This is a genomic window from Bacteroidales bacterium (assembly GCA_014860585.1).
GTDB lineage: Bacteria > Bacteroidota > Bacteroidia > Bacteroidales > 4484-276 > RZYY01.
Genome location: JACZJL010000064.1, coordinates 32322 through 54655, shown reverse-complemented (window position 1 = coordinate 54655; position 22334 = coordinate 32322). Strand labels below are relative to the sequence as shown.

Below are 22334 nucleotides of genomic sequence, written 5' to 3'. Positions count from 1 at the left end.
GCAATACAGCTCTTTTGTGCCGCAGGACATTTCAGGACTGATGGAGTTGATGGGTGGAAGGGAAAAGTTTATTGAGCGCCTCGATCAGATGTTTGCCGAAAGTTCACAAACCACCGGTCGTCACCAGGCTGATATCACAGGGTTGATTGGTCAGTACGCACATGGAAACGAGCCCAGCCACCACATGGCGTACCTTTACAATTACGCCGGTCAGCCCTGGAAAACACAGGAGGTTGTGCGCGAAATTATGGATGATCTTTATACCCACCACCCTGACGGCCTTTGCGGAAACGAAGATTGCGGGCAGATGTCGGCCTGGTACGTGCTGAGCGCTATGGGCTTCTACCCGGTTACTCCCGGCGCAAACCTTTATGCCATCGGCAGCCCGGTGATGGACAAAGTGACCATCCGCCTCGAAAATGGAAACGAGTTTGTGATTGAGGCTAAAAATCTCTTCACAGAAAACAAATACATCCAGACAGCAACCTACAACGGACACGTCTGGCCAAATTCCTTTATCACCCATCAGATGATTATGGATGGAGGTTACCTGGTATTTGAGATGGGGAAAAATCCAAATAAGAGCTGGGGCGCCGCCGAAAGCGAATTCCCGGTTTCACAAATCAATGAGAAACTGATCACCCCGGTTCCGTTTGTAAAAACCGGCGCCAAAGTCTTTTACGACAGGCAAACCATCGAGCTGGCCTGCACTGACCCTGATGCTGCGATTGAATATTACATTACCGGCAGTAAAAATCTGGCTTTTATGCCCTACACCAGCCCCATCGAAATTGAACAATCTACTGTAATCGAAGCCCGGGCGAAAAAGGCTGGACAGGACGACAGTTTCCTTATCAGGGCTGAGTTTGTGAAAATCCCGCCAGGACGCACGATCACCATCGAGAATCCCTATGCTGCCCAATACAGCGCCGGCGGCGACATCGCGCTGATTGACTACCAGCGCGGCGGCAACGATTTCCGCACCGGACACTGGCAGGGATATGAAAAAGTTGACCTGGTCGCCACCATTGATTTGGGTAAAAATGAGCAGTTCAGCAGGCTCACAACCGGTTTTTTCCAGGATGTGAACGCATGGATTTTCATGCCCGAATTCGTTGAATATGCCGTCTCCACCGATGGAGAAAACTTCCGCACTATCGGCATTGTTGAAAACACCATTGCCGACGACGACTGGACAATTCAATCGTACAATTTTGTGCTGAAGTTTCCGCTATCGTCAGCCCGATACATTAGGGTAACCGGAAAAAATCGAGGGTTTTGCCCCGATTGGCACAAAGGCGCCGGTTATGCTTCCTGGATTTTTGTTGACGAGGTGGTGATTGAATAATTGAATCACGACTCTATTTTGATTAATTAGACTTTTCCGTAAATTAATCATTTACAATACAGTAGAACACAACTTAAAAAACTATACTATACCATCGTACATTTTTCAATCAACTTGAAAAATGCACACTTTTGAAATTTCCTGGTTTTGCTCACCGACGAATTTCCGCATTATTTCAAATTCATCATCAGTTCAGAAAATGACATCGAAACACTTCTGTCAGCATTAAATTCCCGATCATTGTAAAAATGGGTAATTTTGACTTGTTGATTTTTCACCACATTAGACACAATAGGGCACAATAGAAAAACGAAAAATTTAAACAATAGGATTCTATTGTGACCTACTGTGCCTGTTGTGGTTAATTTTAACTCCTTAATTTTCAGGTGCGCACAAGGTAATGAACAGAAATTCTTAACAATGAAAAAACTAATCCTTTCCCTGCTTGTCATGAGCGGACTTGCGGCAACCAGCCAAAACGCAGAAAATGAACTGATTAAGCATGTAAACCCGTTTATCGGAACCCAGAGGATGGGACACACCTTTCCCGGCGCTACAGTGCCTTTCGGGATGGTGCAACTAAGCCCTGATACAGACACTGTCAGTTACGAGTTGAATGGCGGCTACAACCCGCGTGTTTACGAGTATTGTGCCGGTTATCAGTACGACGACCCGACGATTGTTGGATTCAGTCACACCCATTTCAGCGGAACCGGCCATTCCGATCTGGGTGATTTTTTGATCATGCCAACCACAGGAAAGTTGCAACTAAACCCCGGCACTGCCGATAATCCTGAGTCGGGCTACCGTTCGCGGTTTTCGCACGAAAACGAATTTGCCGAACCCAATTATTACAGCGTTTTGCTTGAAGATTACGACATAAAAGCTGAACTGACAACCAGCGCCAGGGTCGGGTTTCACCGCTATACTTTTCCTGAAAATGCCGAAGTCAACGTCATTCTCGACCTCATGCACGGCATTTACAATTATCACGGGAAAAATGTCTGGACGTTTGTTCGGGTTGAAAACGACACGCTGGTGACCGGCTACCGCCAGACCAACGGCTGGGCGCGAACACGGACTGTTTATTTTGCGATGACCTTCGACTCACCGATTACCAACTACGGCCATAAAAAGTATGACGAGATCGTTTACCGCGGATTTTACCGGAAATTCAACGAACAGGATAATTTCCCGGAAATGGCCGGGCACGACATCAGGGCGTATTTCAATTTTGATTTGGAAAAAAACCGCGAGTTGAAAATCAAATTTGCCCTTTCCAATGTCAGCACTGCCGGTGCTTTAAAAAATCTTGCCGCTGAAATTCCGCATTGGGATTTCGATAAAACCAAAACTGATGGCCAACAACTCTGGAACAATGAGCTTTCAAAAATCCGTGTGGAAATGTTGGACGATGACGACTTAACTGTTTTTTATACAGCGTTGTACCATAGTTTTCTGTCGCCAATTGTTTATGAAGATGTTGACGGACAGTATCGTGGATTGGATCAGAACACCCACCAATCGGATAGTTTTACCAATTACACCATCTTTTCGCTATGGGACACCTACCGGGCGCTGCATCCGCTGTTCAATCTTGTGCAGCCTGACAGGAACCGGGATATGGTGAAATCCATGCTTTCACATTACGATCAGAGCGTGCACAAGATGCTTCCGGTCTGGTCGCATTATGCCAACGAAAACTGGTGTATGATCGGTTACCACAGCGTTTCGGTGATTGCTGATGCTGTTGCAAAAGGGATTTATACCGAAAATCTTCAAAAGGCGCTGGAAGCTTGCGTCAACACAGCAACTTATGAAATTTATGATGGCCTTGAACATTACATGGAACTGGGTTATGTTCCGGAAGATAAAAGCAGCAATTCGGTGAGCAAAACTCTCGAATACGCTTACGATGACTGGGCAATCGCACAGATCGCGCTAAAGATTGGAGATTCCGCAGCTTATGAGGAATTTATCAGCCGTTCGCTAAACAACATCAATGTATTTGATCCGGTAAGCGGTTTTATGCGTCCGAAACTTTCTGATGGAACTTTTAGAACGAACTTCGACCCATTGGACACCCACGGGCAGGGCTTTATCGAAGGCAATGCCTGGAATTACGGACTTTACATTCCGCATGATCCTGAGAAACTGATAGAGCTCAAAGGTGGCGCGGCTGTTTTTGCCGCTAAACTTGACTCACTTTTTATTCTCGTACTTGATGATGCCCACATCGAGGCCAATGAAGACATCACCCGCGATGGTATCATCGGGTTGTATGTTCATGGCAACGAGCCCGGCCATCACATTCCTTACCTCTACAACTGGACTGGCCAGCCGTGGAAAACCCAGGAGCGGGTGCGAATGATCATGGATTCGATGTATGCCAACGCTCCCAACGGACTTTGCGGAAACGAAGACTGCGGGCAGATGTCGGCATGGTATATCTTCAGTGCGCTGGGATTCTATCCGGTTTGTCCGGGATCGGAGGAGTACGCAATTGGCAGCCCGTTGGTGGTTTCGGCTGAAATTGATTTGGGGAATGGAAAATTTCTCTCCATAAAAACCGAAAACCAACGTCCTGAAAATGTAATTGTCAAGGAGGTTTGGTTTAACGAAAGACGGATTGTAAATCACTCATTGAATCACAACGAATTAGCCAAAGGGGGAACGCTAAGGTTTGTGATGAGCAATGAAAAATGAGCTGGCTGACGGCAAAGCCGAGTGAGTAGTTTAAGTTCAACGAGAGAAAAACTGAAATTTGTATTTTGCATCACATCGCATTGAAGAAAGATGGCACGCAGAGTTATGTGATGTGTGATCATTTCGTATGCCAATGCTCCAGAAAGAAAACATCTGAAGGGATTTTGGCCGGTGTTAATGTGCAAAGTGATTGACGATTCAGTTTTGCGTTGCCAAAAAAATGTAATTTTGCGTTTATGGATGAGAAACTTGAAAATATTGATAAGGTAATTGATTACTGGAAAGAATCATCTGACCAGAATTTTGCTACAATGCAAAACCTCATGGAATCAAGAGATTATAGTTGGGCTCTGTTCATTGGTCACCTGGTTATTGAAAAGTTGTTAAAAGCTCATTACGTTAAAACTCAAAAGAAACATGCAATTTTTACTCATGACCTTTTAAGGTTAGCTTCAAAATCTGACTTGGAGTTGTCCGGTGAATTTGAAGAATGGTTAGACGATATCTCAACTTTTAACCTAAATGCACGTTATGATAATTATAAACAGGATTTCTTTAAACGCTGCACAAGGGAATTTACAGAAGTTTGGATTCAACGAATTGAAACAATCAGAATATGGTTAATCAGGGAATTATAGAAACCGTTAAGAACTATCTTATGATTATCCCTCTTGATTTTGGGGTAAAAAAGGCGTATCTTTTTGGTTCGTTTGCAAAAGGTATTGAAAGAGAAGAAAGCGATATTGATGTGGCCATAGTTCTGAGTAATATGCCGGATTTCTTTGACATTCAAAAACAACTAATGAGATTGCGAAGAAAAGTTGACCTGAGAATTGAACCTCACCCAATCAGCGAAAAGGATTTCAATAACATGAACCCCTTTGCTTTCGAAATCCAGCAAACCGGCATAGAAATCAATTTTGACGCTTGAACACGAAACGTTTAGAGTTTTGGCTCAACGAAAAACAATTGGAAGATCACTCATTGAATCACCACAACCTGGTCAAAGGGGGAACGCTCAGGTTTGTGATCAGCGATCGTTCTTCAGACCGAAGAAATCCAATAAATTATTGTATTTTTGATTTTTTCTTTGGCGATTTATCAGTTAAGTATCAGATTATGAACCACACAAAAAAATTACCTTGATATGAAAAACTGCACCTTCTCCCTGCAAAAAGCAACAAGCCGGTTAATCATGTTGATGCTGGCGATTTTCTTCTCCGCCTGCTCCTCCAAAAGTGAACCTCCAACAGGGTCGCTGATCGTCACTGAAAAGCTCAACTTCACCATTGACACACTTGCAACTGGATTAACAAATCCATGGAGCATGGCTTTTCTGCCGGATGGTCGTATTCTTATTGCCGAAAGACCGGGAAATCTGCGTATTTGGGAAAAAGGAAAACTGCTCGATAAACCTGTTGAAGGCCTAACAGAGATTTGGTCGCATGGGCAGGGTGGGCTGCTCGATGTCGTTCTTCATCCCGATTATGAGCAGAATGGTTGGATTTACCTGGCTTATGCTAAAAGTATCGGAGAGGTGGGCAGCACTGCTCTCGGAAGAGGAAAACTTGATGGGGATCAAATTGTCAACTTTGAAGAGCTTTTTCATGGGAGCGAATTGACGGATGCTCCCTATCATTTCGGGTGCCGCATTGTTTTTGATGACAACAACTACCTGTATTTCTGCATCGGCGACCGGGGTGTCATGAGCAATGCCCAGAAATTGACCAATCACAATGGAAAGGTTCATCGAATTCATGATGATGGAAGGATTCCGGTTGATAATCCTTTTGTTGACAGCGCCGGCGCCATGCCCGAAATCTGGACTTACGGCAATCGGAACATCCAGGGAATGGCGCTCCATCCGCAAACAAAAGATCTGTGGTCGCATGAGCACGGTGCGAGGGGAGGCGATGAGATTAACCTGATGAAAAAAGGTGGAAATTACGGATGGCCTCTGGTTACCTTCGGAATCAACTATGACGGAACACAAATTACACCTGACACCACGCTCCCCGGAATGATTGACCCCATTCTTCACTGGACGCCTTCGATCGCTCCCTGTGGAATGACCTTCGTAGACAGTCCAAAATATCCTGGATGGAACGGAAACATGCTGGTTGGCGCTTTGGCTGGTCAACATATTCACCGGGTGGAATTTGAAGGGAACAAAGCGGTGCACACAGAAATGCTGCTTGAAGGCTTTGCCCGGTTTCGCGATATCAGGCAGGGACCGGATGGCTACATTTACGTTTTGACCGAAACGCCGGGGATTTTCTTCAGGATCATTCCGAACAATTAGGCGTCATCCACCGTTAACTTACCTGTTTTAAAGAAAATCATTATTTCAAAGGGAAACTATTGGCTGCAGAACGAAAAATAGTTGTTGCAATACCATTGATGGATGAGTTGGAAAATGTACCTCAATTTCTCCGGTCCCTTGAGAATCAATCCTACCGAAATTTCATGGTGGTAGTTTGTATTAACCAGCCTGATGAATGGTGGAACAATCAGGAGAGAAAGGATATTTGCAAGCGAAATCAGGAAACGCTTGCGCTTCTAAAAGACCAGCAGCATGCGTTCTTTACAGTGATTGACCGCAGTTCGCCAGGCTCTGGCTGGGACACCAAAAAATATGGCGTGGGCTGGGCACGAAAAATTGCCATGGATCATGCATCTGCATTAACCGGTAATCATGATATCATCCTTACGCTCGATGGCGATACTACTTTCTCTGCGCATTATTTTCAATCAGTGGCCAATGCTTTTGACGAATATCCGGACATCAAAGCGATTACAGTTCCCTATTATCATCCACTGCCTTTGGAAGACGAACCGGCTGCACGCGCCATCCTGCGGTATGAAATTTATATGCGTTACTACGCGATGAATATGCTCAGGATTGGCAATCCGTATGCTTTTACGGCGCTTGGATCTGCTATAGCCTGCACTGCACAAACCTACCAAAGTATCGGTGGAATTACCCCGCACAAGAGCGGTGAGGATTTTTATTTTGTACAAAAACTGCGTAAGTATGGACAAATCCTCATTTGGCTTGATGAAAAGGTTTATCCGGCTGCGCGCTTTTCCGACCGGGTTTTCTTTGGCACGGGACCGGCCATGATCAGGGGAAACAGTGGTGACTGGTCAGGTTATCCTATTTTTTCATTTCTATATTTTGACGAAATAAAAGCAACCTTTGATGGGTTCGAAAAGTTGTTTGAGAAAGACCTGGAACTTCCAATGACCACCTTTTTAATGGAAAAATTTGGGAAGGATCTCTGGAAACCATTGAGGGAGAATGCATCGACAACTGATCGTTTTATCAGAGCTTGCCAGCATAAGGTGGATGGGTTGCGCATTTTGCAGTATTTAAAATGGAAAATTCGTAACGATGATTCAAATGATGAAGCAAACCTCGTTGAATTTCTTACCCGTTTTTTTCCTGAAGAAGATTTCGTAAAGCAAACCAACCTGGAAACCATTAATTTTGAGCAAGCTACAATTGAAGAATTGAACAGGCTTCGTAATTTTTTAACTGAAAAAGAAGAGGTATGGCGAAAATCAATCAGAGTACTCCGGTAATGGTTACCATTTTGGGACCCACAGCTACAGGTAAAACAAGACTTGCAGCCCTTGTTGCAGCCCGTATGGATGGTGAAGTAATCAGCGCTGATTCACGTCAGGTTTACAGGGGTATGAATATCGGAACCGGTAAAGATTATGACGACTATTTGGTGGAGGGGAAACATGTGCCTCATCACCTTGTCGATATGGCCGAACCTAGTTATGAATACAGTGTTTTTGAGTTTCAGCGGGATTTTCTGAAATCCTTTGATGATATAGTCGCACGCGATAAATTGCCCGTGCTTTGCGGTGGAACAGGGCTTTATCTGGAAGCAGCTCTGTCAGGCAAACAATTAATCGAAGTTCCTGAGGATATTCTTTTAAGGGTACAATTAGAGTTGGAGAGCAATGAAAAACTAAACGAATTACTTCAATCGCTCCGCAAAACCCATAATACCACTGATTTAACCGATCGCAAGCGGACGATCCGGGCTATCGAGATTGCCATATATGAGAGAGAAAATCCGGATATCAGGCTGCATTTCCCCGAAATAAACCACCTGATCTTTGGTATTCATTTCGAAAGGGATATCATTCGGCAACGCATTACCGAACGGCTGAAAAAGAGGCTTGATGCCGGGATGATTGACGAAGTGAATTTATTGCTTGCTTCTGGACTGAAACCTGAGCAACTCACTTTTTACGGGCTGGAATATCGCTATCTCACTGATTATGTAACCGGTAAAATTTCTTTCGATGAAATGTTTCACCTTCTCAACATAGCCATCCACCAGTTTGCAAAACGCCAGATGACCTGGTTCAGGAGGATGGAAAAGAAGGGGATCAGCATTGAATGGATTGATGGCTATTTACCTGACAACGAAAAAACGAACACCATTGAACGCCACTTCAAGAATCGTTTTGACTCCAATTTACCCAAATGACAAAATGCTGCATTTTATCGAACAGATCAGAATCATTCCACATCAAGGGTTACAATAGCCCAGTTATTTAACATCCCGCTTCCGATTTCTGCTTTTACAAGGGCATAATATTTTGTTCCTCCTGCGTTGATGAAACCAAAGTACCCGTGGGAATCAAAAAAAGTGCCGCCACCTGTGCCGTCTGGAACCAAAAAACCGGGAAATTCCTGTGTCCCCATAAATCCAAGGTATTCAGCTTCATAAATCCTTACCTCTGTGCCCGGTGTGGCTTCCCACCAACTCCCGGTCGTGAAAACTGTATAAATGCGGTTTGCTCCAGTATGACAATCAAGTGTTTGAACACCTCCTTCGCCACTGAGACTCCCATTGTAGATCATGTCATTAGATTGGTTTTCAGAAGAAGTAAACACATTTTTACTTCGCGCAAACAGCCTGCTGCCATCATCCGAAATCCAGATATCACCACCAAAACTGTAATCTCCATGGTATGGCGAGTCATACATGTAAGCAGCTGTCCCTCCCGAAATATTATATTTTTCGAAGTCAGAAGGTGATAATCCATTGTTTGCACCATAGATATAATTTCCGGACGGATGAAGTTTGGCCTTTGTCCCGGCATAAATTGAGTAACCTGTGCTCAGGGTTTCCTGACCTGTGGATAATTCAATGCATCTTATGTCCTCCCATTGATTCTGTGCCGGAAAAACATAAACCCACCCGTTGCCGGCCAGCACAATGTCGAGGGCGTCGGCGGATACATTGTAAATGTTTTCAATCTGCATCGTATTCAAATTCACCAGAGTAACCTTGGCAACATGACCAACGGCAGCATAGTTTCCGTCAGGTGAGATAGAAACACACAGGGGCACAAGGTTTAATGCAGTGGAAGTTTCTGTTTGTAATGAAGGATCAAACCTGCGAATTTCGTTTGGCGATTCTGAAACTGCAATGATCACATCATTCACCCTGTCGTATTCCGCATCGTTGATAATTCCATCAATTAACCATTTTTCTTCAAGATAATGATTCACCGTAACCATTAAGCCTTTTTGCTCGTTGTTACCAAAGGCAAGTGTTGCAGTGGCTTCATAAACATCTGATGAGAGTTCACTTCTGTCAACGTTAAAAAATACACTCACCGACTCCCCAACAGCAAGATTACCTGAGACGGGGTTAACACTCAAATAATCAACCGGGAAGGAAATATTCCAATCTGATGCTACATTTCCTGTGTTTTCCAGAGTTAATTCAACCTGGTCGATAAAATAGTTAAACAAAATGGCTGTATCTGAAGGAATGATAGCTTCGAACTCAGGTACATCCATGGTAAATGTCATCGCAATATTGCCATTTTCTGCATTTGACATCACGATGATGGTTTCTTCCTGAGTTCCAACGGGGTACCCTTCTCTCGAAACAAATGCTGTAACAGTGATGCTATCATTGTTATACAGGTAACCGTTATAGAATGAGAAAGACAACCAGGGTAAGTTGTTAGGCAGTTGCCATTGGAGGATGCCGGTGCCCGGGTTGTGAATTTTGAATGTCTTTTGTGTTGTTTCTTCCTCGAAATGCAATTGCATCGGGGTTACTTCAATTTTTGGATGAGCCTGTGCATACATTTGAAGTTCGGCTTGTGCTTTTCCTGCCCCATTGGTGATGAATTCGATAGCGCCGCTGTGCAATCCCTCTTCAAGGTTTAGAAAGTCAGGAATTATTTTTACCTCCAAAATCTGATCATTAATGGTTCCTGAGGAAGGCTCCACCCTGATCCAGTCAGGTTTTGAGCTTACACTCCAGTCAAACTTTTGCGGAGGCTGCACGGATAGCGATACAATGACAGTGTCAATATCATTGAAAGAAAGTTGCTCAGGAGAGATGATAAGTTGGGAAGTCACGGTTGGTCCACAGTCTTCACAATCTTCCTTACAACCATTAAGAGTTGCAGTGATGACGATGACCCAAACAAAAAAAAGAACGCCAATTTTTTTCATTTTTTCAGGATTTTTGTAAAAGAATGATGGCCAAAGTTACAAAAATTTTTTGATGGCATATAAATAGTTCTTTCAAGTAAATAGTTGAGTTCTCCGATAGCAACTTTCCATGTGGTCGTCAACCATTCCAACAGCCTGCATGTGGGCATAAATGGTAATGGGGCCAAGAAACTTAAAGCCTCTTTTTTTCAGATCTTTGGCAAAATCTTCTGCTTCTTTTATTTTTACCGGATAGTCTTTTATCTCATTAATGGTATGCCTGATTTGATTGTTCCCCACAAACTGCCAGGAGTAGGTGGCAAACGAGCCAAATTCTTTCTGCACTTCGAGGAAGCGCTGCGCGTTATTGATGGCTGCCTGAATTTTTGCTTTGTTCCTGATAATTCCGGCATCATTCATCAATTGTTCAATTTCTTTTTCTTCAAATTTTGCCACTTCTTCAAGGTTGAAACCGGCGAATGCTCTACGATAATTTTCACGCCGGCTCAGGATCGTGCGCCACGACAGCCCGGCCTGTGCACTTTCCAAAACCAGAAACTCAAACAGCTTTCGATCGTCATGGGTTGGAACTCCCCATTCATTATCGTGGTAAGCTTGCATCAGGGGATCTTTTTCAGCCCAGGTGCAGCGTTTTTTATGATGGTTTTCTTTCATTGTCGGAATTGATGATAGAGTCCAAAGAACGGATTGTCCATATTTGTATTTTGCAGAAGTCAAAATACCTCCTGGCTGAATGTAAAACAAACCCCGCCTTAATGGCCAGATGACCTATAAGGCGGGGTTTAATTTTTCAGGTGATCATTTGCTTTAAATCACCGTAGATTATTGTAATACAATCTTATGAATTGTAGTTGAGTTCTCTCCCGAGGCTTTCAAAATGTAAATACCTCTTGGGAGCCCGCTCAGATCGATGAAATCGTTACCTGAGATTTCGTAGGTAGCGATCAGCTCTCCGGCAGGATTCATCAAATCCAGTTCAGTGGCTGAGTGCACACCTTTTACGAGCAACAATCCGGATGTTGGGTTGGGGTAAACAGTGATTTCTTCAAGATCAACGCCTTCGACCGATACGGTGTGTAACTGCAGATGGTTGACTGCTGATAATCCATCACTGCTGAACTGACCTGAATGATCAAGGTTTTTATCCCAATTTACATACATCTGGTAGGTTTTGTTTTCGGCTGGCCGGAACAGTTTCAGCGTCATCAATTCACCCTCTGAGAAACCATCAGCTTCCGCGGTTAAGGCGTCATCAGCAGTGAGGGTTAAAGAGAATTCCCGGTTTTGGAAAACAGCGATACCGGCACATTGGCCTGAAGGGGTGAACCCTCCGATGATATCTCCTTCCTGCAGCAGTGCCAGGCTTTCTGTTGAGAACGCAATAATATGTGAGCCTGCGGTAAAATTAACCTGATCCCAGGGGGAGTCATCCGTCAGATCATTATTGATCATTTCAGGATCAATTTTATCATCACCAAGGATAGGATAATTGATTTGACCTGGCGAATTGAATTTGACATAGTAAGCTCTTCCCGGCCACATGAACCCTAAAGAATTGATATTGTATTCAGGCCAGTAAACACCTGCACCGGCAACATCTTTCACAACCTTTATATCTGCTTCAACAAAAAGCTCGGCTACATTCACTGCTGTCTCGTTAAGAACCGAAATTATGCTCCATCCTGACGGCAGATTGACAGTTTTAATTTTTTCGCGGCTGGTAATCAGGTTCAGAGAAGCGGGCTGTGTCATTTTGATGGCATAACCGGACAAGAGATCCCAGTTACCCAACGTGTTCGTGTTTTGAGCAGGCCAATACAACCCAACGAAATTTTGCATAATAACAAGATCATTGACAATGGTCGCAAACATGCTGGGAATGTTATCATCCAGCGGGTTAAGCCATGTGGAAATTCCTGACCATCCCTGTGGAATCGTAAGGTTAATTTCCTTATAGGTCGAGATGATTCCTGATCCATCGCTTTCGTTTCCGGAAAAATCGACAGCAGTTATTTTGTAATAGAAATAGTCGTTGACTCCAATGTTATCCTCAAAAATTGGATCAACTGTGTATCCGTAAGGAATTTCAGAGAATACACCCTCTTCTGAACTTCTGTAAATGGCAAAAAAATCAAAATCTTCATCCGGGCATTCATCCCAGGTGATGGTGATCAGCGTCTCTTCAAGTAACACCTCAATGCCTGTTGGAACTGTTGGTTTCAGGTTATCAACGGAATAACCCGTGATTACGTCGCTGATGTATGTTCCCTCATCCATTGATGCAATAACCCGGAAATCGAGCAGACCGGGTGAGTAGGCTGTGGAATCAAACGGAGTGTGGCAAATCACGGTGTAGGTGGGCTCGTTGTATGCTGCTGAATAACCGGCGCTGAACCATCCGTCACCATCATTGATCTGTACGGTATAGTACTCTGTTGATTTTACAGGTGAATCGGTATCAAATTCACCTTTTGAAAAAGTGACATAAACCCAGCCTCCCTGGTCATCAGGAACGTCAGTAACCACAAGGTTATCAGCAGCGCCATAATTACCGACGTTGATCAGTGCTTGTTTAACCATTACTTTTGCAAATGGTCCATTGCTAACAATCAGTGTTACAGTATAGACACCTTCATTGGCATAGGCAAATGCAGGATTTTCTTCTTCAGAGTCTATGACCCCATCGCTGTCAAAATCCCACTCCCATGTCCTGGGGTCAGGGTTACCAAAGCTTTGATCGGTGAACTGCAGAAGTCCTCCCACATGCATTGCTGTGTAATCCACAGTAAAATCCACATTCAGTTCCCAGGTTTCATCTTCAGGATCAAACCAGGGGTTGAAGATAACATCTCCTGTGGTTCCTGCTTCATTGTCATCATAAATGTGCTGATCGATTGAACTTTCGGTATAGTACCCCCAGTCGTTGTTAAAAGCAAGCAAAGGATCACTGCCATAATAATAAAACTGATAATTTCCGGGATTGTTAGTATTGTTATTACGAAATACATTGAACCCGCCATTTTCAAAAACATCATAACCAAGGTCAGGCAGTGGAGAGTAATTCACGACCATTCCATAGCTGTTGTTGTTCCTGAAGGTGGTGCTTCTTACCTGAACCGATGAAGCATAGGCATTTATCCCACTGTTAATACTATATTCTATGACGGACCGCCTGACGAATCCGTTTGAGTTATAGTAAAAATAAAGTGTACTCAGTTCACCATAATAATTGTTACCACCATACCTGAAAATGCAATTATCAAACTCACCGACACCATCAAAATCACCTGAACCTTGCAGGGAAATTGTATACCAGTCGCCAGGTTGAGGGGAGGAGATGGTTCCATCTTTATTTAAGTCGCCGCCATAGGTGTCGTCCTTAAGGGAGGTAAATACGATAGGCTGACTGTATGTTCCATTTGCGATCAAACTGCCATAAACATAGAGAACTCCGTTACTCAGCTTAATGATTTCACCAGCCGGTACAGTTACTGTTTTGTTATCGTTCACTGTAAGGTATCCGTTAATTACAACCGGGAACCCAAACTGGGTTTTTGAAAGCGTAACATCCGAATCAATGGTTCCGTAAATTGCGAAAGCATCATAGCCGTTATCTTCGCCTGTATTCCCCGAACTTTGCTGAATTGTGCAGCTTTCCAGCCTCGCAGCCCACCCGGTATTGTTGCTGATCTGGCAATTCTGAATTGAGTAAGCGGTTGAAGTGCCATAAATTCCATCAGCACCATTGTTGGTAATCGTGCAATTTTCAATTTGCCCACCAGAGCCAACCAGATAAACTCCATGCCCTCCATTGTTATGGCTTGAGCAGTTTGAAAGGTTAACCGGAGAATATTGCAATTCAACACCATTTCCATTATTAAAGCGGAAAACATTGTCCTGTATGGAAATATTGCTGCTGTAATATGACTTTAAACCAGCATAGTAGCTATGTTCAACAAGGCAATTATTAAAAGTTCCGTAATTGGATGACTGGAAGTAAACATTTGCCACCTCTCCGGTATAGTTTTGTCCTCCATACCTGAAAATGCAATGTTCAAACTCCCCTATACCCCAGTTACCTCCGCCGTAAAAAGAAAGCGTGTACCAGTCTCCTTTTGCAGGGCTTGTGGCAGAACCATCATTGTTAAGGTCGCCTCCGTGCGTATCGTCTTTAAATGATGTGAACACTATTTCGTTGTCTTGTTGGCCAATTGCTGACAAGGCGCCATACACAGTCAGGTGCCCGTAGTCCAGTTTGATGACCTCACCTGCAGGAATTGTTAGTGTTTTTTCATTGTTTACAGTTAATACACCGCCAATAACAACAGGGAATCCGAATTCTTCCTGCGACATGGTCAGGTCCTGGTTCAGTGTTCCGTTGATTCTGAAAGCATTAAAATTATTTCCACTGCCACTGTTGCCAGAATAAGTGCTGAGGGTCACATTTTCGAAATAACCCGCCCAACCGTTGTTGTTGCTTATCACACAATTGTCAACATCAGAATCGGAAGCGTTTAAGTGTATTCCATGAGAACCATTGTTTTGAACGACACTATTCGTAATGTTGGTTTGGCTGTTGTAGATGTAAATGCCGGCGCCCGTATTATTCTGAATGGCATTTCCAGTAACTTCGAGCCCGGCAGCTGTGTGGATATAAGCGCCATAAGCATAGCTCTCTTGGATGATCGAATTCTTTAAATACCCAAAAGTGTTGGCATAGAAATAAACAGAGGAGTTTTCACCATAATAATTTGATCCGCCGTAATGGATGATGCAATAATCTAGACGACCAATCCCCCAATTTCCGCCCGATCCGCTGAAACTCATACAATACCAGTCACCTCTTGCAGGATTCGACACAAGACCATCATTGTTCAAATCACCACCGTATGAATCATCTTTAAACGATGTGAAAATGATAGGATCAGATGAAGTGCCATCGGCAATTAAAGCACCATATACCTGCAGGTAAGCATAATCCATCTTGATGATTTCGCCCGGAAGTACAGTTACAGTTTTTTGATTATTGATCGTTAACGGGCCGCCAATCACTATCGGGAAACCTACAATGCTTTGTCCAAAGGTCAGATCTTCATCAACTACCCCGGAAATTGAAAAAGCGTTGTAATAGTTTCCTGCACCTGAATTTCCTGAGTAGGATTTGATGCTGGAACTTTCGATACGAGCAGCCCAGCTCCCGTTATTACTAATCACACAATCGTCAATACCGGAATTGGCTGATGTTGTGTAAATGCCATGTCCTGTATTATTGGAGATGGTGCAATTTTCTATCATTCCGGAAGTGCCATAAACAGACATCCCGTTTGAACCGTTTTGCGTAACAGAGCAATTTTCAATGTTAATTGGAGAGTAATAACTGTAAATCCCAACAGCATTATTCTGCTGAAGGGTATTATTTATAAATTCGATGTTGCTGGCGTAATAAAATGAAATGCCATTGTAAAGGCTGTGCTCAATCGTGCTGTTTTTAAAATAGCCAAATTCAGTTGCAGAGAAATAGATGCTGCTCAGTTCGCCGCCATAGTTATTTCCGCCATACCTGAACATACAGTGATCAAACCTTCCAATACCCCAATTCGCACCAGATCCGTTTAATGTAATGCAATACCAGTCGCCTTTTGCAGGAGTCGAAACCTGCCCGTCATTGTTCAGGTCCCCACCATAGGTATCATCCTTAAATGAAGTAAATACGATAGGGTCTAACGCTATTGCGTCAGCAACAAGTGCCCCCAAAACTACCATATAAGCGTTTTCCATTTTGATGATTTCCGCCTGGGGTACGGTCACAGTTTTTTGATTGTTAATAGTCAAATACCCTGAAATCACAACAGGAAAACCGAATGCACTTTGAGAAAGAGTAAGGTCTTCGTCGATTGTTCCTGCAATCGAAAATGCATTGTAAAAGTTTCCTGCTCCTGAATTACCTGAATAGCTTTTAATGGCCGAGCTCTCGATACGTGCAGCCCAACCACCATTATTGCTGATAACACAGTTGTCAATGTCGGAATTTCCTGATGTGCTGTAGATGCCATGACTGGTATTGTTGGTAATTGTGCAATTGGCTAATGAACCGGAGGTTCCGGCAATATAAATTCCGTAAGAGCCATTTTGTATTACATCGCAGCCTGACATATTAATGGGCGAATAATAAGAAGAGATTCCATGAGAATTATTGTGCCTTATGATATTGTTTTGGAAATCGATATTACTTGCATAATAGAAACCTATTCCGGAATAAAGGCTGTACTCTGTTGTGCTGTTTTTAAAATACCCAAATTCGGTGGAACCAAAATAGATGTTGCTCAACTCACCATAATAGTTGTTCCCACCGTACCTAAGGATCGCATAATCAAATCGTCCCTCACCTGCATTTGCTCCAGAGCCGTTTATGTTTATACAATACCAGTCGCCTTTGGCAGGACTTGAAACCTGGCCGTCATTGTTCAGGTCGCCACCATACTGGTCATCCTTGAAGGAGGTGAAAACAACTTTTTGAGAAATTGTTCCATCAGCAATTAGAGTTCCGTAAACCTGTAAATAAGCATTTTCCATTTTAATGACTTCTCCAGCCGGCACGGTAACAGATTTCAAATTATTAATGGTTATAACGCCTGAAATGACAACCGGAAATCCAATGGCAGAGGAGGACCAGGTCAAATTCTCATCCACAGTGCCCGAAAGACTGAAAGCATTATAAAAATTTCCGCTTCCGGTATTCCCAGAATAATTCCTGATTGTCGAACTTTCAATCCTGGCCGCCCAACCGCCGTTCCCGCTAATCTGGCAGTTATCAATATCAAAACTTGATGATTGGGTATAAATACCATGCGAAGTGTTGTTTTGAACAATGCAATTACCAATTGATGCACCGGTCCCTGCTAAATAAATCCCATAACTTCCGTTATTAGAAATTGTGCTGCTTGACATGTTAACCGGTGAATAGTAAAAGTAAACACCATAGGCAGTGTTGTTTTGAATGGTGTTATTATGGAAAACAATATTGCTGCAACTATTCAGCTGGATTCCACCGGTAGAGCTGTATTCAACCCTGCTGTTCTTAAAGTATCCGTATTCTGTAGCATAAAAATATATGCTGCTTTGCTCACCCCAGTAATTGAGCCCGGCATACTTTATCTGGCAATAATCAAATCTTCCGTCGCCAAGGTATCCTCCTGATCCGCTTACCTGAATATTATACCAATCACCTGGATTTGGCAATCCGTCAGATCCCGGGATTATTTCTCCCACCGAGTTGTCGTCCTTCGAAGTAAAAATTATGTTTTGAGATGAGGTACCATCAGCAATTAGTGTCCCGTAAACAAACAGGTAAGTGTAGGGTGCAAATTTGATTACAGTACCAGCCTGAATGGTCAAAGTTGCTCCATTATCAACTGTAATTCCTCCATCCACATAGTAGGTTTCGGCGTTTGTCCATGACTGGTTGGAGACATTGCCATTGACTGTAATTACAGCTTTTGAAGACATTGGAATGAGTCCTAAAATGATCATTCCCAATACAATAAGTAGTTTATGATTCATAATATGATAAATTTTTGATTAGCGCAAAATTAGAGCACGAATTTATTAAACGAGTAGATGTTTAAATTTTTTTATATAAATTTTTTCAAAGCGTGACAAATAAAATTCAATTTAATGATTATCAGTAGTTTAAATGTATTAGTATTACCTTGATCAAGGATACATCTTACATTTTATGAAGAATGATAGGTTAATTTGCAGGATTGGATATTTTTGCAATTTGAATTTATTCTAAATTAATCAGATAGGAAACTGCGTTTGGAGTATATATGAATTTAAGTGAACTCAGTGAAGGTCAAAAAGGCTTCATTTCCAAGGTAAAAGGAAGGGGCGCATTCAGGAAACGGATCACCGAAATGGGATTTATTAAAGGCCAGGAGGTGGAAGTGGTGAAGAACGCGCCACTACGTGACCCGATTGAATATCGCATCATGAATTACAATGTTTCACTTCGCCGCAGTGAGGCTAACCTGATCCAGGTGGTAAGCGAAAGAGAGTTGGCTAAAAACGTGACGGAGGGAGGGTTCCAGGAACTGCCGGATCATGAAAAACTGCAAAAGAAAGTCAGGGAAAAAAGCAAAGTGATTGATGTAGCTTTGGTTGGAAATCCCAATTCAGGAAAAACCACCATTTTTAATTATGCTTCCCGCTCACGCGAAAAAGTTGGTAATTACGGTGGCGTTACCATCGAGGCAAAAGTAGCTAAATTCAGACAGGGAGGCTACACCTTCAATATTGTTGATCTGCCCGGTACATACTCCCTTACTGCTTACACTCCAGAAGAGTTGTTTGTCCGAAAGCACATCCTCGGGCAAAGCCCTGATATTATTATCAATGTTCTTGATGCTTCCAACCTCGAGAGGAACCTTTATCTGACTACACAACTTATCGACATGGATGTGAAAGTAGTGTTGGCGCTCAACATGTTTGATGAACTTGAAGAAAAGGGCGACAAATTCGATCACAAAATGTTGGGCAAAATGCTCGGGATTCCTTTTGTTCCTACCATTGGCTCAAAAGGAAAGGGAATAAAGAGTTTGTTTGAAAAAGTGATTGAGGTTTATGAAGACCTTGACCCTGATCAAAGGCATATTCATATTCATTATGGAAAACCGATTGAGCGGTCGATCAGAAAAATACAAGACGAAATCTGGAAAAATAAATCGATCACCGACGAAGTTTCATCGCGGTTTTATGCCATTAAACTGATGGAGAAAGATGAAATGGTGACCAATGAATTGCAGAGTGCGCCCAATTATCAGCAGATCATTGGCATAGTTAATCAGGAAATTAGTGTGCTCGAGAGTGATTTCAAAGAAGATACCGAAACACTTATTACTGACGCTCGCTACGGATTTATCTCAGGGGCTTTGAAAGAGACTTATACTGAAGACAAACTGAAAAGAAAAGTTAAAACCGAAACCGAGATACTTGATACTTTTATTACCCACAAACTCTTTGGATTCCCGATTTTTATCTTTTTTTTATGGTTGATGTTCTACACTACATTTACAGCCGGTCAATACCCTATGGGCTGGATTGAAGCAGGTGTAGGGGGAATTTCTGACCTTATCAGCCGTTACATGTTCGATGGTATGCTTAAAGACCTGCTGGTTGACGGAATCATTTCGGGTGTTGGTAGCGTAATCGTCTTTTTACCCAACATCCTGATTTTGTTCTTTTTTATTTCGTTTATGGAAGATACGGGCTACATGGCCCGTGTGGCTTTTATCATGGACAGGATTATGCACAAAATCGGGCTGCATGGCCGGTCATTTATCCCCATGCTGATGGGATTCGGCTGTAACGTCCCGGCTATCATGGCAACACGAACGATTGAGTCGCGCTCCGACCGGATCCTGACGATACTCATCAATCCATTCATGTCGTGCAGTGCCAGGTTACCGGTTTATATCCTGATTATCGGCGCCTTTTTCCCAAACAACCCAACCATGATGCTTTTTCTGATTTATGGAATCGGGATTCTCCTCGCTTCAGTGATTGCCATCATTTTTAAAAAAGTCTTTTTTAGGCGTGTTGAAGCGCCTTTTGTCATGGAATTACCTCCTTACAGGCTTCCTACTTTAAAAGCCATTATGAAAAACATGTGGTTCAAAGGTTCGCAATACCTTAAGAAAATGGGTGGAATAATCCTTCTTGCTGTTATTCTGATCTGGGCTGCAGGCTATTTCCCTCAAAACAAGCAGAAAATGGCTCAATTTGTCGGGCAGATGGAATTGGTTGAAGCTGAGTTTTCAGAGAAAATTTCAGCAATGGATCCTGTTACTGAAAGCGGGCAAATCGAAAGTTTAACCAAAGAAATGGAAAAAGAACTGAACAGGCTTCTTATTGACAAAGAAGCTTACCGGCTTGAGAACTCATTTATCGGACACTTGGGCCGGTTGATCGAGCCTGTGATTTACCCGTTGGGTTTTGACTGGAAAATGGGTATTAGTCTTGTTACCGGAGGTGCTGCCAAGGAAATCGTAATTGGTACGTTGGGTGTTCTTTATCATACAGATGACCTTGAAAATCATCAAAGTTTGATCGAAAAACTAAGAAATCAATATTACACCAGTGGGCCAAGGGCAGGGCAAAAAGTGTTTACACCTGTGGTAGCTTTTGCCTTCCTGATCTTTGTCCTGATTTATTTTCCATGTATTGCTGTGGTTGCTGCTGTTAAAAAGGAAACCGGTGGATGGAAATGGGCAGCATTTCTTGCCGTTTATACCACATCTTTGGCTTATGTGATGGCTTTAATTGTTTACCAGGTTGGAAATCTAATTTTTTAAACAGAAATGACACAAGAAATAATAACCTATCTGATTTTACTTGTTACAATAATTGTAACAGTGAATAAAGTGATGAGTGCCTTTAAAACTGAATCAGGGGGCTGCAACGGTTGCTCAAGTCATGAAAATGGTTGCAAAATTGCCGCCATTAAACAACATCAAAAGAATAAGCAATCATTCGGTTAAGGATTTATCGTGGCATATGCTCTTATGGTTATTCGACAGAAATCTCGGCCAAACCATATTAATCCAGCCGGTTTAGTCCTTCAATTGCCAGTGGATAATTGGCACGAACCTCAAGGGCCTTCAGGTAATCCTTTCTTGCCATTTCCTTATTCCCCATCAATTCGTAGCTGTAACCGCGGTTATACCAGGCGTCGAATTGTTCCGGGTCAAGATGGATAACCTGGCTAAAATAATCTATTGCAGTGTCAAATTCCTGAAGATAGACCAGGTGAATATATCCCAGGTTGTAAATGGCAAAAATGTATTCAGGATTGATTTCCCTGAGACGATTGTAAGTTTCTATCGCTTTAATGATATGGTCATTCTCCTGGTAATACAAACCCAATTGGTAATACGCTTCCGGTGATTCCGGTTTAAGTTCAATGGCATTCGACAGGTAATCGGCTGCAAGTGAATTTTTCTGAACTGAATAGACGATTCCAAGTTGCATATAGGCCTCGTAGTAGTCCTGTTTCTGATCAACAGCTGTCAGAAAGTTCCTGATCGCTCCCACTGTATCGCCTTGTTCAATCAGTGCATATCCTCTTACATAGTAAGCTGTCGGATTGAAGTTGTCGATGCCGATCAGTTCCTTAATTGTTTCGTAAGTCTTGTCATATTGTTGCATGATCAGGAACAATTGCGCCTTTTTAAGTAAGGCTTCCTGGTTGACGGGGTCCAGTTCAAGAGCCTTGTCAAGTCCTTCAAGGCAACGGTCAGGATTCCCCAAAGCGAGGTATGTCTCAGATAAAGTGATATAATGATCCGGATTTTTATCGTTGATGTCGATGGCAAAAATGATATCACGCAAAGCCAAATCAACTTCGTCGATGGTTAAATAGTAATTGGCCCGCTCAATGTAAAGTTTATCGTTGTTGGGATTGGCTTCTATGCGTTCAGTAAATTTTTCAAGGAGTTCATCTTTTGGGGCATCCTGATGTTGTGTCTCTTCGCCGGGTTTCCCTGAAAAATTACAGCCTTTACCAAAAAATACGAGCAGGATAAGCAATTTGTACAACGTAAAATAATTCATTTTTGCACCAATTTTAATTTGAATTTTTGCAGTTCATAAACAAACAAATTCCTGTTTTATTTCATCAGCTTGTGCTGAACTAAACAGTGTCACCAAGAAAACACCATTTGTTGAAAATCATTGTTTACCCCACCCCTCCCGAAACTTCGGGAGGGGTGGGGTAAA

General features: G+C 42.8%; 13 protein-coding genes. 9 read left to right on the top strand and 4 right to left on the bottom strand.

Going from position 1 to position 22334, the window contains the following annotated elements; all coding sequences use genetic code 11:
* The 7 genes from IH598_07095 to miaA all read left to right on the top strand — a co-directional run.
* Positions 1–1348, top strand: a 1348-nt coding sequence (locus tag IH598_07095; protein ID MBE0638267.1) for a GH92 family glycosyl hydrolase, incomplete at its 5' end; no start/stop codon positions are given.
* A gap of 420 nt (positions 1349–1768) precedes the next feature.
* Entirely contained in the window at positions 1769–4054 is a 2286-nt protein-coding gene (locus IH598_07090; GenBank protein MBE0638266.1) for a GH92 family glycosyl hydrolase, read from the top strand.
* Positions 4055–4290: 236 nt separating this feature from the next.
* A complete protein-coding gene (locus tag IH598_07085) occupies positions 4291–4692 on the top strand; it encodes a HEPN domain-containing protein (protein ID MBE0638265.1) in 402 nt (133 codons plus the stop codon).
* The gene (locus IH598_07080) at positions 4671–4985 is read left to right on the top strand and encodes a nucleotidyltransferase domain-containing protein (GenBank protein ID MBE0638264.1); all 315 of its coding nucleotides are present in this window, start codon (positions 4671–4673) and stop codon (positions 4983–4985) included. The genes IH598_07085 and IH598_07080 overlap by 22 nt, the downstream gene beginning before the upstream one ends.
* A gap of 216 nt (positions 4986–5201) precedes the next feature.
* Positions 5202–6356, top strand: coding sequence for a PQQ-dependent sugar dehydrogenase (locus IH598_07075; protein MBE0638263.1), 1155 nt, complete (start codon positions 5202–5204; stop codon positions 6354–6356).
* Positions 6357–6415: 59 nt separating this feature from the next.
* The gene (locus tag IH598_07070; GenBank protein ID MBE0638262.1) at positions 6416–7639 is read left to right on the top strand and encodes a hypothetical protein; all 1224 of its coding nucleotides are present in this window, start codon (positions 6416–6418) and stop codon (positions 7637–7639) included.
* Complete coding sequence (gene miaA / locus IH598_07065) at positions 7639–8565, top strand: tRNA (adenosine(37)-N6)-dimethylallyltransferase MiaA (GenBank protein MBE0638261.1); 927 nt, start codon at positions 7639–7641, stop codon at positions 8563–8565. Before IH598_07070 ends, miaA begins: the two co-directional genes overlap by 1 nt.
* Positions 8566–8597: 32 nt before the next feature.
* On the opposite strand, the gene IH598_07060 is transcribed toward miaA, so the two are convergent.
* From IH598_07060 to IH598_07050, 3 genes are all read right to left on the bottom strand, one after another.
* Positions 8598–10559 (bottom strand): BACON domain-containing protein, encoded by a 1962-nt coding sequence (locus IH598_07060; protein MBE0638260.1) that lies wholly within the window; start codon positions 10557–10559, stop codon positions 8598–8600.
* Between the two features lie 72 nt (positions 10560–10631).
* Entirely contained in the window at positions 10632–11213 is a 582-nt protein-coding gene (locus tag IH598_07055) for a DNA-3-methyladenine glycosylase I (protein MBE0638259.1), read from the bottom strand.
* Between the two features lie 168 nt (positions 11214–11381).
* On the bottom strand, positions 11382–18119 hold the full coding sequence (locus IH598_07050; protein MBE0638258.1) for a right-handed parallel beta-helix repeat-containing protein: 6738 nt from the start codon (positions 18117–18119) through the stop codon (positions 11382–11384).
* A 269-nt stretch (positions 18120–18388) separates the two neighbouring features.
* Between IH598_07050 and feoB the strand changes: the two genes are divergently transcribed.
* Together feoB and IH598_07040 are read left to right on the top strand one after the other, a co-directional pair.
* Entirely contained in the window at positions 18389–20911 is a 2523-nt protein-coding gene (feoB, locus tag IH598_07045; GenBank protein ID MBE0638257.1) for a ferrous iron transport protein B, read from the top strand.
* A 6-nt stretch (positions 20912–20917) separates the two neighbouring features.
* Complete coding sequence (locus IH598_07040) at positions 20918–21097, top strand: hypothetical protein (protein MBE0638256.1); 180 nt, start codon at positions 20918–20920, stop codon at positions 21095–21097.
* Positions 21098–21155: 58 nt separating this feature from the next.
* Here IH598_07040 and IH598_07035 read toward each other — a convergent pair whose 3' ends face one another.
* Entirely contained in the window at positions 21156–22169 is a 1014-nt protein-coding gene (locus IH598_07035) for a tetratricopeptide repeat protein (GenBank protein ID MBE0638255.1), read from the bottom strand.
* Positions 22170–22334 lie beyond the last annotated feature (165 nt).